Source organism: Curtobacterium herbarum (assembly GCF_016907335.1).
Classification (GTDB): Bacteria; Actinomycetota; Actinomycetes; order Actinomycetales; family Microbacteriaceae; genus Curtobacterium; species Curtobacterium herbarum.
In genome coordinates this window covers 2,179,804-2,191,920 of the sequence record NZ_JAFBBT010000001.1, presented here as the reverse complement: position 1 = coordinate 2,191,920, position 12,117 = coordinate 2,179,804, and the positions used below count along the sequence as shown (strand labels likewise).

At 75.5% G+C, this 12,117-nt stretch carries 12 protein-coding genes and 1 riboswitch; of the genes, 7 read left to right on the top strand and 5 right to left on the bottom strand.

What is annotated here, in order from left to right; genetic code table 11:
* Positions 1–24: 24 nt before the first annotated feature.
* The 3 genes from thiD to thiM all read right to left on the bottom strand — a co-directional run bounded on the left by thiD (position 25) and on the right by thiM (position 3,028).
* Entirely contained in the window at positions 25–1,509 is a 1,485-nt protein-coding gene (gene thiD, locus JOD51_RS10440) for a bifunctional hydroxymethylpyrimidine kinase/phosphomethylpyrimidine kinase (RefSeq protein ID WP_259557218.1), read from the bottom strand.
* Positions 1,506–2,171, bottom strand: coding sequence for a thiamine phosphate synthase (gene thiE / locus JOD51_RS10435; protein WP_204608194.1), 666 nt, complete (start codon positions 2,169–2,171; stop codon positions 1,506–1,508). The genes thiD and thiE overlap by 4 nt, the downstream gene beginning before the upstream one ends.
* A complete protein-coding gene (thiM, locus tag JOD51_RS10430) occupies positions 2,171–3,028 on the bottom strand; it encodes a hydroxyethylthiazole kinase (RefSeq protein WP_204608193.1) in 858 nt (285 codons plus the stop codon). Before thiM ends, thiE begins: the two co-directional genes overlap by 1 nt.
* Positions 3,017–3,113: riboswitch (TPP riboswitch) on the bottom strand. Its footprint overlaps the gene before it by 12 nt.
* 67 nt (positions 3,114–3,180) lie before the next feature.
* On the opposite strand from thiM, the gene JOD51_RS10425 reads away from it, so the two are divergent.
* From JOD51_RS10425 to JOD51_RS10415, 3 genes are all read left to right on the top strand, one after another.
* Positions 3,181–4,125, top strand: a complete 945-nt coding sequence (locus JOD51_RS10425; protein WP_259557215.1) for an NUDIX domain-containing protein — start codon at positions 3,181–3,183, stop codon at positions 4,123–4,125.
* A gap of 182 nt (positions 4,126–4,307) precedes the next feature.
* The gene (locus JOD51_RS10420) at positions 4,308–5,054 is read left to right on the top strand and encodes a phosphotransferase enzyme family protein (RefSeq protein WP_204608192.1); all 747 of its coding nucleotides are present in this window, start codon (positions 4,308–4,310) and stop codon (positions 5,052–5,054) included.
* Between the two features lie 109 nt (positions 5,055–5,163).
* Positions 5,164–6,105, top strand: coding sequence for a DnaJ domain-containing protein (locus tag JOD51_RS10415; protein ID WP_204608191.1), 942 nt, complete (start codon positions 5,164–5,166; stop codon positions 6,103–6,105).
* 27 nt (positions 6,106–6,132) lie between these two features.
* On the opposite strand, the gene JOD51_RS10410 is transcribed toward JOD51_RS10415, so the two are convergent.
* On the bottom strand, positions 6,133–6,495 hold the full coding sequence (locus JOD51_RS10410) for an RNA-binding S4 domain-containing protein (RefSeq protein ID WP_110903073.1): 363 nt from the start codon (positions 6,493–6,495) through the stop codon (positions 6,133–6,135).
* Between the two features lie 53 nt (positions 6,496–6,548).
* On the opposite strand from JOD51_RS10410, the gene JOD51_RS17105 reads away from it, so the two are divergent.
* Both JOD51_RS17105 and JOD51_RS10400 read left to right on the top strand, forming a co-directional pair.
* Positions 6,549–6,893: a hypothetical protein gene (locus JOD51_RS17105; RefSeq protein WP_239539838.1), complete on the top strand. Its 345-nt coding sequence runs from the start codon at positions 6,549–6,551 to the stop codon at positions 6,891–6,893.
* A gap of 77 nt (positions 6,894–6,970) precedes the next feature.
* Positions 6,971–8,143, top strand: coding sequence for a hypothetical protein (locus JOD51_RS10400; protein WP_204608190.1), 1,173 nt, complete (start codon positions 6,971–6,973; stop codon positions 8,141–8,143).
* A gap of 132 nt (positions 8,144–8,275) precedes the next feature.
* On the opposite strand, the gene JOD51_RS10395 is transcribed toward JOD51_RS10400, so the two are convergent.
* Entirely contained in the window at positions 8,276–9,850 is a 1,575-nt protein-coding gene (locus tag JOD51_RS10395; RefSeq protein WP_204608189.1) for a trypsin-like peptidase domain-containing protein, read from the bottom strand.
* Positions 9,851–10,038: 188 nt separating this feature from the next.
* On the opposite strand from JOD51_RS10395, the gene JOD51_RS10390 reads away from it, so the two are divergent.
* Positions 10,039–11,073 carry a FecCD family ABC transporter permease gene (locus JOD51_RS10390; protein ID WP_204608188.1) on the top strand — a complete coding sequence of 345 codons (1,035 nt, stop codon included), beginning with the start codon at positions 10,039–10,041 and terminating at the stop codon, positions 11,071–11,073.
* Positions 11,070–12,095 carry a FecCD family ABC transporter permease gene (locus JOD51_RS10385; protein ID WP_204608187.1) on the top strand — a complete coding sequence of 342 codons (1,026 nt, stop codon included), beginning with the start codon at positions 11,070–11,072 and terminating at the stop codon, positions 12,093–12,095. The genes JOD51_RS10390 and JOD51_RS10385 overlap by 4 nt, the downstream gene beginning before the upstream one ends.
* Positions 12,096–12,117: the final 22 nt, after the last annotated feature.

The following is a 12,117-nucleotide window of genomic DNA, read 5'->3' as shown; positions in this document are numbered from 1 at the left end:
ACCGGGAGGCCCGTCCCACCCCCGTCAGACCGGCTCGCCCAGCCGCTCCGGCATCCGGAAGAACGCGAGCTCCTGCGCCACCGACTGCCGGAACGCGCGAACCATCCGTCCCCGCAGCTCGGGGTCGGCCCGCCGCGCGAGCTCCTCGACGAGCTCCGTGGCCCGCGCGCTCGAGGCCGCGAACCCCGGGTCCCGGTACGCCGTGATCCAGTCGGCGAACGGGTGCCCGACCGGTGCCGTGCCGAGCCGTTCCCCGACCCAGGCGTAGACCCGGAAACAGGGCAGCACCGCCGCCGCCAGGATCGAGACGTCCCCGGACTCGGCGCTCTGCCGTGCCGCGTCGGCCAGGTGCGCCAGGTACCCGGCGCACACCGGGTGGACGGGGTCGTCCGCGTGCGATCCGGCGAGCCGACGCTGGTGCAGGTCACGGGCCTCCGCGGCGCAGCCCTCGCTGGCGGTCGTCCAGAACGTGGCGGCATCCCCGGTCGACCCGGCGGCGATGGTGGCGAGGTGCTGCTCGTACGCCCGGAGGTAGTGCACGTCCTGCGCCAGGTAGCCCGCGAACACCTCGGGGTCGAGCGTGCCGTCGGCCAGGCCCCGGAGGAACCGGCAGTCCAGCGTCTCGTCGAGGACCGCGGCGGCGTCGACCCACCAGGCGTCGGTCAGCCGCGGTGTCGGCAGGGCGGCGCGGACGAGTGCGTTGTGGTCGATCGGCCCGTGGCCCTGCCCGACCTGCAGGGCGTCCGCGCCGCGGAGGGCCGCGGCCAGCCAGGTCTTCGCCGCCCCGACCGCCAGCTCCCAGTCGCCGTGGCGGGCGACGAGCGTGGCGATCGCACTCGACAGCGAGCATCCGGTGCCGTGCGTGTTGGTCGTCGCGATCCGCGGTCCGCTGAACACCCGGACGCTGCCGTCGGGGGAGACCAGGGCGTCGTCCGCGGTCGGGCCGTCGTCGTGACCGCCCTTCGCGAGCACCCGGACGTCCCACCGGCGGGCCACCGCACGAGCAGCGCCGATGGCGTCGTTCGGCTGCGCACCCGCGAGTTGGGCCAGGACCCGGAGCTCGTCGCGGTTCGGGGTGACCAGGTCGGCGAGGGCGAACAGGTCCGCCATCGCCGACTCGGCGTCCGCGTCGAGCAGCCGGTCGCCGCTCGTCGCCACCATCACCGGGTCGACCACCACCCAGGCCGGCCGGTGTGCCCGGAGCCAGTCGACGACGACCCGCACGACCTGGGCCGTCCCGAGCATGCCGGTCTTCACCGCGTCGATCGTCACGTCGTCGGACACCGCGTCGAGCTGCTGCCGGAGGAACACCGTGTCGGGGACGTGCACCGACCGGACCCCGAGGGTGTTCTGCGCGACCAGGGCCGTGACGACCGCCATGCCGTACCCGTCCTGCGCCGCGATCGACTTGAGGTCCGCCTGCACCCCGGCACCACCCGTCGGGTCCGTGCCGGCGATGCTGAGCACCCGCGGCAGCGGCGGAACCGACGCGCCCACGCTCCCGTTCACCGGCCCGCTCCGTCCCACGCCGCCACGAACGCCCGCGCGGCAGCGCCCGGGTCCGGCGCCGCACAGATCCCCGACACGACGGCGACGCCCGCGGCCCCGGCCTGCCGGAGCGGTCCGACGTCGTCGAGCGTCACGCCGCCGATGCCCACGCACGGCACGGTCGTCGTCGCCGCGAGCCGCCCGAACCCGGCGACCCCGAGCGCCGGCGGGTGGTCCGGCTTCGTGCTCGTCGGGTGCACCACCCCGACCCCGAGCAGGTCGACCGACCCCGCGGGCATCGTCGCGACCTCGACCAGGTGCCGCGTGGTGTTCGCCGTCAGCCCGACGTGGGCGTCCGGGCCGAGCAGCGCACGGGCGGCGCTCGCCGGGACGTCCGACTGCCCGAGGTGCACGCCGGCCACCCGGTGCCCGGCGTGCCGCGCAGCCAGGGCGACGTCGAGCCGGTCGTCCACGACCACCAGGGCCCGGTCGCCCACGGCGTCGGCCACGGCCGCGGTCAGTGCCAGCAGATCGCGCGCCGACGCGGTCTTGTCACGGACCTGCACGATCCGGACCCCGGCACCGACCGCGGCCCGGACCGCGCCGAGCACCCCGTGCCCGTGCCGGTCCGCCAGCGCGGTGTCGGTCACCAGGTAGACCCCGACGTCGTCCGTGCCGGGCATCAGGCGCGATCCCCGACGGCCGCAGCCGACGTGTCGGCGGTGATCCGGGCCTCCCGGACGACGTCCTCCGGGCTCAGCGACGCGAGCCGGTCGAGGAACAGCGGCTGGAAGGTGCCGGGGCCACCGGCGTCCCGCGCCGCCAGCTCGGCCGCGATCGTGTGCACCGCGGTCGCGGCGACGGCCGCGTCCAGGGGACTGCCGGGGGACACCGCAGCGAAGGCCGCGACCACCGCACCGAGCGCACACCCGCCGCCGGTGATCCGGGTGAGGAGTTCCGTGCCGTTCGCCACCCGCACCAGCCCGGACGGCGCGACGAGCAGGTCGACCGCACCCGAGACGGCGACGGCGCCGACAGCCTCGTCACGCACGGCGGCGACCGCGGCGTCACGGGCGTCCTCGGTGCCGACGGTGCTGTCGACACCGCGACCACCGGCCGAGGCGCCGAGGACCGCCAGCACCTCGGACGCGTTCCCGCGGAGGACCGTCGGCCGGAGCGCGAGCAGGTCCCGCGCCAGGGCGGTCCGGACCGGCAACGACCCGACCGCCACCGGGTCGAGGACCCACGGCGTCCCGGCGGCCACCGCGGCGGCCGCGGCCTCGAGCGACGCCACCCGCGGCTCGGCGTGCGGGGTGCCGGTGTTGACGAGCAGCCCGTCCGCGACACCGGCGAACGGTCCCGCCTCGGTCGGTACGTCGACCATCGCGGCCGACGCCCCCAGCGCGAGCAGCACGTTCGCGGTGACGTTCTGCACCACCGTGTTCGTGATGCACTGCACCAGCGGCGCCCGGGTGCGGACGGCCTCCAGCAGGTCGGCGGTGCGGTGGGCCCAGTCGATCGTGGGCGCAGCGTTCTCCATGGACGATCCCTTCGCGAGTACGAGCTCGAGCAGGTTCGACGGGTGTGATCTCAGCCGCTCGGATGCGGCACCCCGTGTCTCGGACGACACCGTACACGCATCGCCGCCGACGTCCAGGGCCCCTTGACGGACGTTTGTGGAAAGGTGGACACGTGGACGACGAACGACGGACCGCGACCCCTGCCGGACCGCCGCCCGGACCCCCCTCCGGCCCCCGAGACCCCGGCGACGCCTGGGCCTACGGTGACGACGGCACGAAGGCCTGGGGACGCTTCGGCGCCGCGGGCCTGCTCGTCGACGACGGACACGGCCGCGTCCTGCTGCAGCACCGCGTCGAGTGGAGCCACCACGGCGGCACCTGGGGCATCCCCGGCGGCGCCCGCCACCAGCACGAGGACCCCGTCACCGCCGCCCTCCGCGAGTCCGCCGAGGAAGCCGGCGTCCCCGACGACGCCGTCGACCTCCGCCACACCGCCGTCCTCGACCTCGGGTTCTGGAGCTACACGACCGTCGTGGGGCGCGCCTCCCGGCCCTTCGAACCCGTGATGGCCGACCGCGAGAGCCTCGCCCTGTCCTGGGTGCCCGTCGCCGACGTCGAGTCCCTCGACCTGCACCCCGGCTTCGGCCGGTCCTGGGCAGCCCTCCGCGCCACCCTCGACCGCACCCCGCACGTCGTCGTCGACGCCGCCAACGTCGTCGGCAGCATCCCCGACGGCTGGTGGAAGGACCGCGCCGGCGCCGCCGCCCGACTCGTGGCGCAGGTGCGCGCGCTCGCTGCGGTCGGCGTCCCCGCGTCCGCGCTCGACCTGCCGTCGACCGCCTGGTGGCCGCGGTGGACCGTCGTGCTCGAGGGGGAGGCCCGCAGCGCCACCACGGACCCGGCACCGTCCGCCCCGCGGCCGGGTCTGCCGCCGGTGACGATCGAGCGGGCCGCCGCGTCGGGTGACGACGCGGTCGTCGCCGCGGTCGAGTCCGTCGTGGCCGCCGGCGAGGCGCCCGTCGTCGTGACCGCCGACCGCGGGTTGCGCGACCGGGTGCAGGCGCTCGGCGCCGAGGTGCGCGGTCCGGGGTGGTTGCGGGAGCTGCTGCCCGGCTGAGGACGTCTGGCGCGGTGCGGTCGGGGCTGGTCAGACCCAGCACAGCCCGATCCGGTCCGGCCTGCGGCTTCCGGCTCGTCCACGGCGCGCCCAGTGGATGGTGTCCCGGCGACCCGCCCGAGCGTTCGCTCCTGCCACTACAGTGACGAGCACGTCGACGACGACGTACAGGAGGTTCCCCCATGGAACGGATCACCAAGGCCGACGACCGGGTGCACCGGCCTGCCGGGCCGTGGACCCCCACCGTGCACCGCTTGCTGACGCACCTGCACGAGCAGGGTTTCGTCGCGGCCCCCGCCCCGATCGCCCTCGGCGCGAAGCTCGAGACGGTGACGTTCGTCCCCGGCGAAGCGGGAGAGTACCCCTGGACCGCCGACGTCGCGAGTGAAGCCGCCCTGGTCACCACCGCGCGGCTGCTCCGGCAGTTCCACGACGCCGCCGCCTCGTTCCCGCGCGACGACGCGACCGACGTGTGGTCCCAGGCCGAGCACCTGCCGGTCGAGACGATCGTGCACGGCGACTTCGCCCCGTACAACGTCGTGTACGACGGCATCGCGGCGGTCGGCGTGATCGACTTCGACACCGCGCACCCCGGCCCACGGGTCTGGGACGTCGCGAGTGCCGTGTACCGGTTCGCCCCGTTCACCAGCAGCGTCGACGAGGGTGCCCCGGTGCCCGAGTTCGCCGACCGGGTGACCCGCGCCGCCGAGTTCTGCCGTGCCTACGGTCTGGACGCCCGATCCCGCAGCGTGCTCGTCGAGACGATGACGGCGAGCCTGGTGGCCCTCGTCACGACGCTCGAGACCGAGGCGGCCGTGGGCAACCCGAAGTTCGTCAGCGACCTGGCGCACGGGCACGCGGACCTCTACCGCGCGGACGTCGCCTGGCTCGAGGAGCACGGGGACGCGATCACGGCCGCACTGGCCTGACCCGCCCGGCGGGGCGTGGACGCTCTGTCCCGCCCCGCCCTGCTGCTCAGCAGCCGCTCAGCCCGCTCGCGGCCGACACCGACCCGACGTCGGGTAGCGTTCCAGGGCCATGACCGACAGCCCGGCCGACGCCACCCCGTACGAGGTCCTCGGCGTCCCCGCGAGCGCGGACGACGAGACCCTCCGCCGTGCCTACCGGCGTGCGGCACGCGAGAGCCACCCCGACCTCGGCGGCGACGCCCAGCACTTCCGCCGGGTGCAGATCGCGTGGGAGCTGATCGGCACCCCGGCCGCCCGTCGGGCCTACGACAGTGGCGCGGTCCGTCCCGGCTCGTCGTCGGCGCCGACCGGCTCGGCAGCCTGGAGGAGCGGTGCCGGTCGCGACGACTACGCACCGCCGACGGCGCGTCGCGACTCCCGCCCCAGGGCCCGGTCGCACGGTCACCCCGGCGGTCGGTCGCGCGAGGTCTTCCTGGCAGCGGAACGCGAGTGGGTCGGACTCGGCGACCCGATCGAGGACCCCTACGACCCCGCCCTGGTCCGCTCGGCGCCGCGGTCCGTCCGCCGGCTGCTCGGCGAGGCGCTGGCCGAGGAAGCCACCGCCGCGATCATCGCCGACATGGGCATCGGCGTGACCGTGTGGCACGACCTGGACGCCGGCGTCGAGGGCAAGCTCGACCACGCCGTCCTCACCCCGACCGGGCTCTGGGCCGTCGAGTCGATCGACTGGGGCGGCCCGGTCGCGATCGAGCACGGCGAGGTCGTCGGCGACACGCTCGAGCCGGGGGAGCGCCCGGTCAAGGAACTCGTCCGCGCGGCGCGTGCCGTGCAGAAGCAGACCCGGGTGCGCTTCACCGGGCGGCTGCTCGTCGTGCCGGACTCCGCGGTGGACGAGGACGTCGAACGCATCGGCACCCCGCGGAAGCCGACCGCCCTGATCGTCCGGCGGAGCGCGCTCGTGCAGGTGCTCGCCGGCAACTGGTCCCCGGAGGGGTCGGTCGACGTCTTCGCGATCCGCGACCGCCTGCAGCAGACCGTCCGCTTCGTCTGACCGGTCGGAGCTCTGCCGGGAGCCCGGTCAGTACCCGCGGAGCTTCTCGAGGTCGCGGCGCTCCCGCTTGCTCGGACGCCCCGCGCCGCGTTCGCGGATCGGGACGAAGCCGGCCTCCTCGCGGGGGAGTCGGGGCGGGGTGTTGTCCTCGAGGTGCTTCGCCGCCTCGGCCGCACTCACCCGCTTGAGGATGATGCTCTTCACGACGACGATCCGGTCGAACCCGGCCTGACGGACCCGCACCTCGTCACCGGGGCCGACCGGCTGCGACGGCTTCGCCCGCTCGCCGTTCACCTTCACGTGCCCGGCCTTGCACGCCGTCGTCGCCGCGGACCGGGTCTTGGTGATCCGGACCGCCCAGATCCAGCTGTCCACCCGGGCCTTGTCCATCCCGCCACCCTAGCCGCGGCGGTCGGGCGGACCCCGGGCCGTACGCTCGAGGCATGCCCGACCCCGCTCGCGACCCGGACCCGGACGCGGCCCCTGACCGCGAACCCGCCCCGGACGACGCACCGGCTGCTGCCCCGTCGCAGGCCGAGATCGCCCGCGCGCAGGCCCTCGCCGTGCTCGACGCGGCGGCGCTCGGTGACCGGGTGGTGGTCCGGGCGCACGACGGCGCCGGCGCGCGGGACGCCCTCGGCGACCTCACCGCCCGCACGCCCGAGTCGGTGACCGTCACCACCCGCCGTGGACCCGTCACCGTCCGCCGTGCCGACGTCGTCGCCGCGAAGCCCGTCCCGCCGCCCCCGCCGCCCCCGCCGCCCCGACCGCGGAGCACCGCCCCCTGATCCGCTCCGCCCGGCGATCCGCCCCGCCCCGGCGAGCCGCTGACCCGGGGCCGTCGGCACGCCCGTAGCCTCGCAGCATGCTCGTCCCCGACCCTCCCGCCGCCGCAGCCGGGCAGACCGAGGACCGCACCGCCCGCGTCCGCTTCGTCCGACCGACCGGGTGGCGCACCGACGAGTCCGCCGGCGTCGACCTCCGGGTCCGCGGCGACGACGTGGTCCTCACCGTCCGCTCGCGTCCGAGTGACCGGGCGATCGGGGACGAGAACGCCTCCCTGCTCGAGCGGCTGCCGGGCTCGGTCGACGGACTGCTCCTGGTCGGCTGCGACGTCTGGACCACCGCCGGTGCTCCCGCGCGGCTGGTCGAGTACGTCCGCCCCGACGAGGAGGGTGACGTCGCCGGCGCGCACCTGCTGCTCGTCACGGGCCGCCACCGGGTCGACCTGACGATCGAGCGACCCCTGGCCCGGATGACGGCGACGGACGACGTCGTCTTCGCCGTGCTCGACTCGGTGCGGGTCCTCGACCAGGTCACCGCCCGTGAGCCCCGCACCCTCGAGACACTGCCCGTCCTGCTGAGCGGGTCCACCCTCACCGGCCCGTCGCTCGGTGCCGAGGCCGTCTCGACCCTGCAGAACCTCGCCGGCCGGCGCTGGAACCCCGCGCTCCTCCGCACCGACGGTGGCCGGGAACTCGTCGCCGCCGACCTGGTCGGCCGCTTCGGCACGGTCCCGCCGGACACCGCGACCGTCCTGGCCCCCTGGGCCGAGGGGGTGCAGCCGACCACGCTCGACCAGCACGACGACGCCGGGCGGGTGACGCGCCTCCAGGCCTGGTCCGGCACCGTCGTCGACACCGGTGCCGACGGCCGGTCCGTGGTCGCGTCCGTCCCGCCGGAACGGGTGGTCGGGCTGCTGGCCGGGAGGGTCGGCATCCGCCCGACGTGGACCTGGCCGTTCCGCACGCCGGTCCTGCCCGGCGACCTGCTCGACCGACGCCTGGCCGGTGGCGGGTCGACGCCCGACCTGCCGGGCGCGGTCGCGTCGGTCGATCCGACGCTGGCGGCGTTCTGGGCGGCCCCGTGGACGGTGTCGGCGCTCGTGCGTCCGGGGCGGACCCGCCCGCTCGTCGTGGTGTCGGCCGAGGGGATCGGCTTCGCCCGGGTCGGCCGGACCGAGGGCGGCGCGACGGCGTTCACGGCCGAGGCGTCGGCGAACGTCTACCGGACGCTCGTCCGCGCGCTGCTCGGCTGAGCTGAGCCCCACGTCCGGACAGCACGCCGTCCGGACAGCACGCCGTCCGGACAGCCCGCCGTCCGGACAGCACGACGCCCGCGCTGGGCGGCGCGGGCGTCGTGCGGTCGGATCCGTCGGGTGCCGGTGCGGTCAGGCTGCGGGACCGGCCGTCAGGGTGACCGTGACCGTCTTCGCAGTGCCGTCGCTCGTCGTGTACCCGACGGCGACCTCGTCCCCGACCCCGTGGCCACTGATGAGCTTCGTCAACTGCTCCGAGCTCGTGACCGCGGTGCCGTCGACGCTCGTGATCGTGTCGCCCGCGGCCAGTCCGGCGCTCGCGGCCCCGGAGCCCTCGACGGTGCCGGCGATCGGCACCCCGCTGGTCGTCCCGGTCGCGGTGCTGCTGATCTGCACCCCGAGGAACGCCGGCAGGCCGATCGTGATCGTGCCCGAGGAGTCACCCGCCAGGATCTTGTCCGCGATCGACTTCGCCGTGCTGATCGGGATCGCGAAGCCGGTGACGTCGGCCGTCCCCGAGGACGCGGCGGTCGCCATGCCGACGACCTCGCCCTCGCTGTCCAGGACCGGACCGCCGGAGTCGCCGGAGACGACCTGCGCCGCCAGCTGCAGCAGCCCGGTCAGGGACTCGGTGCCGGTGCCGGACTCGCTCTGCACCTGGATGTCCTGGTCGGTCGCCGTCACGGTGCCCGTCGCGGCGACCAGGTCACCGGTGCCCTCGGCGTTGCCGACGTCGGTGATCGCGTCACCGGTCGACGCGCCCCCGTCGTCGCCGAGCGTCACGGTGGACAGGCCGGAGGCGTCCCGCAGCTTGAGGACCGCCACGTCGTTCGTCGCGTCGGCGCCCACGACGTCGGCCGTGTACTGCTTGCCGGTCGTCTCGTCGGTGACCCTGATCGACGTCGCGCCCTGGATGACGTGGTTGTTCGTCAGGACGGTGCCGTCGGAGGTCAGCACCATGCCGGTGCCGGCGGCCTGCTGCGACTGGTCGTAGCCGATCACGGTGTCGATCGTGACGACGCCCTTCTTCTGCGCCGCGGTCGCCGCGGTGGCCGCGGACTCGGACGTGCTGCCGGAACCGCTGCCGCCGGTGCCACCGGTGCCCGAGCCGCCAGTGCCCGAGCCGTCCGTGCCCTGGCCGGGGACGGTGAAGCCGTTCGTGCCGCTGCCGTCACCCGTCGAGCCGGAGCCGGAGCCCGGGGTCGTGCCCTGGGACGAGGAGCCCTGGGACGAGGTCGTCGTGGTGTGCACCGAGGACAGTCCGAGCGCGGTGCCACCGGCAGCACCGACGATCGCCAGCGCCGCGATGCCCGAGCCGATCGCCAGCGCGAGCTTCCGGGAGCGCCGGTTCGTCCCGGGCGCCGTGCCGAAGGCCCCGGTCCAGCCGTGCGGCGCCGACGGGTTCGCTGCGCCGTACTGGTCGCCGCGCCCGCCGCCGTACTGGCCGCTGGCGGGGCCGCCCTGCGGTGTCCCACCCAGCGCCGGGCTGCCGACGCGGTACGGGCCGCGCCCGTCGGGGGAGTAGGCGTAGGGACCGGAGCCGTCGGGTCCGTACAGGTACGGACCGGAACCGTCGAAGGCGTACGCGGGACGCAGGGACGCCCGGTCCGCGTGCGGCGGCTCCCAGGCGGGGACCTGCTCCTGCTGCTGGCGGTGCTCCGGCTCGCGACGCTCGTCGTCCGGGGTGGGGTTCGGGGTCTCGTTCATCGGTGCTCTCCGGTCGTTCCCGGCGGCCCGGTCGGCCGTCGATGGATGTCAGTACAGGCCCCGTTCCCATGACGACCCTATGAACGCACCATGGTCACGCCGAGCAGCTGCTCGACGGTTCCCGACAGTCGTGCCGCTGCCCCTCGGCGCCGCGGCCGGGGGCATCCATTAGGCTCGCCTCACTTCCCATGCGATCCCGATCCGTCGCGCCTCCCGCGCCCGCTCCCGTGTCCCGGCTGGTGCTCGCCACCGTCCTCGCGGTCGTCGTGCTCGCCGTCGCCTGCGCGCTGAGCATCGCCGTCGGGTCGCGTCCGATCCCGCTCGGAGTCGTCGTCGACACCCTCCTGCACCCGGGACGCAACGACGAGATCGGGCTCATCGTGCTCGGCAACCGCGTGCCCCGGACCGTCGTCGGGCTGCTCGCCGGCGCCGCCCTCGGTGTCGCCGGCGCCGTCATGCAGGGGATCACGCGCAACCCGCTGGCCGATCCGAGCATCCTCGGCGTGAACGCCGGCGCGGCCCTCGCGGTCGTCGTCGGCATCGCCGTGTTCGGCATCAGCGGCACCGCCACCTACCTGCCCTTCGCGTTCGCCGGCGCCGCGCTCGCCGCGCTGCTCGTCTACGGCATCGCCGCCGTCGCCCGCGGCGGGCTGACCCCGGTCGGCCTCGCCCTGTCCGGAGCCGTCACCGCCGCCGCGCTCTCGTCCGTCACGACCGCAGTGCTCGTCACGAACGCCAGCCTGCTCGACCAGCTGCGCTTCTGGCAGGTCGGGGCCCTCGCCGGCAAGGACCTCGGCACCGCCGGCGTCGTCGTGGCCCCGGTCATCGTCGGGCTCGTCATCGCCGTCGGACTCGGCCGGTCGCTGAACACCCTGGCGCTCGGCGACGAACTGGCGGCGTCGCTCGGGCAGCGCGTGGTGCTCGTCCGCGCCGTCGGTGCCGTCGTCACCGTGCTCCTGGCCGGGTCCGCGGTGGCCGCCGCCGGACCGATCGCCTTCGTCGGGCTCGCCGTGCCGCACGCCGTCCGCCGACTGTCCGGACCCGACCACCGCTGGACGATCCTCCTGTCCGCCGTGGTCGCGCCCGCGCTCCTGCTCGTCGCCGACGTCATCGGCCGGGTCGTCGTGTACCCGGGGGAGCTGCAGGTCGGCATCGTCACCGCGCTCATCGGCGCACCGGTCTTCATCGCGCTCGTCCGGTCACGGGCGGTGCGCGGACTGTGACGGCGACCACGACCCGGACCGGCCGGAGCACACCGCGTCGACGGGGGACCCGGCGCCGCGAGGTGCTGGTCCTCCTCGGCGTCCTGGTCGCCCTGCTCGTCCTCGTCCTGGTCGGCCTCGGCGTCGGCGACATCCCGCTCTCGCCGCTGCAGGTCCTCGGCGCGCTCGTCGGGCACGGGGACACGATCTCGGACTTCGTGCTCGGGCAGCTCCGTGGCCCGCGGGTCCTGGCCGCCGTCCTCGTCGGGGCGAGCCTCGGCGCGGCAGGGGCGATCGTGCAGAGCGTCGTCCGGAACCCGATCGCCAGCCCGGACATCATCGGCATCACGGCGGGGGCCAGTGCCTCGGGCCTCGTCGCCATCGTCCTGTTCGGCGCCTCCGGCGTGCTGCTCTTCGGGGTGGTGCTCGTCGGTGCAGTGGCCGTCGCCGTGCTCATCGCCGCACTGGCCTGGCGGCGGGGGATCACCGGCAACCGGGTCGTCCTGGTCGGCGTCGGCGTCGGCGCGATGGCCCTCAGCGTCACCGGGTGGCTGCTCACCAGCGGCAGCCTGCAGCAGGCCGGCACCGCGCTCCTCTGGCTCTCCGGCAGCCTGAACGCCGTCGACCGCACGGTCGTCGGTGCGCTGCTGGTGGGGTTCCTCGTGCTGATGGCGCTCGCCCTCGTGCAGTCGCCGCGGCTCGCCGTGCTGACCCTCGGCGACGACGTGGCGGCCTCCCTCGGGCTCCGGCCCGACCGGGCGAAGGTGCTGCTCCTGCTCACCGCGGTGCTCCTCACCGCCGGTGCCGTCGCCACCGCCGGCCCCGTCTCGTTCGTCGCGCTGATGGCGGCACCCATCGCGCGGCGGCTCGTCGGCGGCGGCCGGATCGCCCTCGGTCCCGCCGCGGCGGTCGGCGCCGTCGTCACCCTCGGGTCCGACCTGGTGGCGCAGTTCGCACTCCCGGGCGTGACCCTGCCGGTCGGTGTGGTCACCGGCCTCGTCGGCGCGCCCTACCTGCTCTGGTTGCTCGCGCGCGGGCGCTGAGGACCAACCTGCCGCCTGGCCG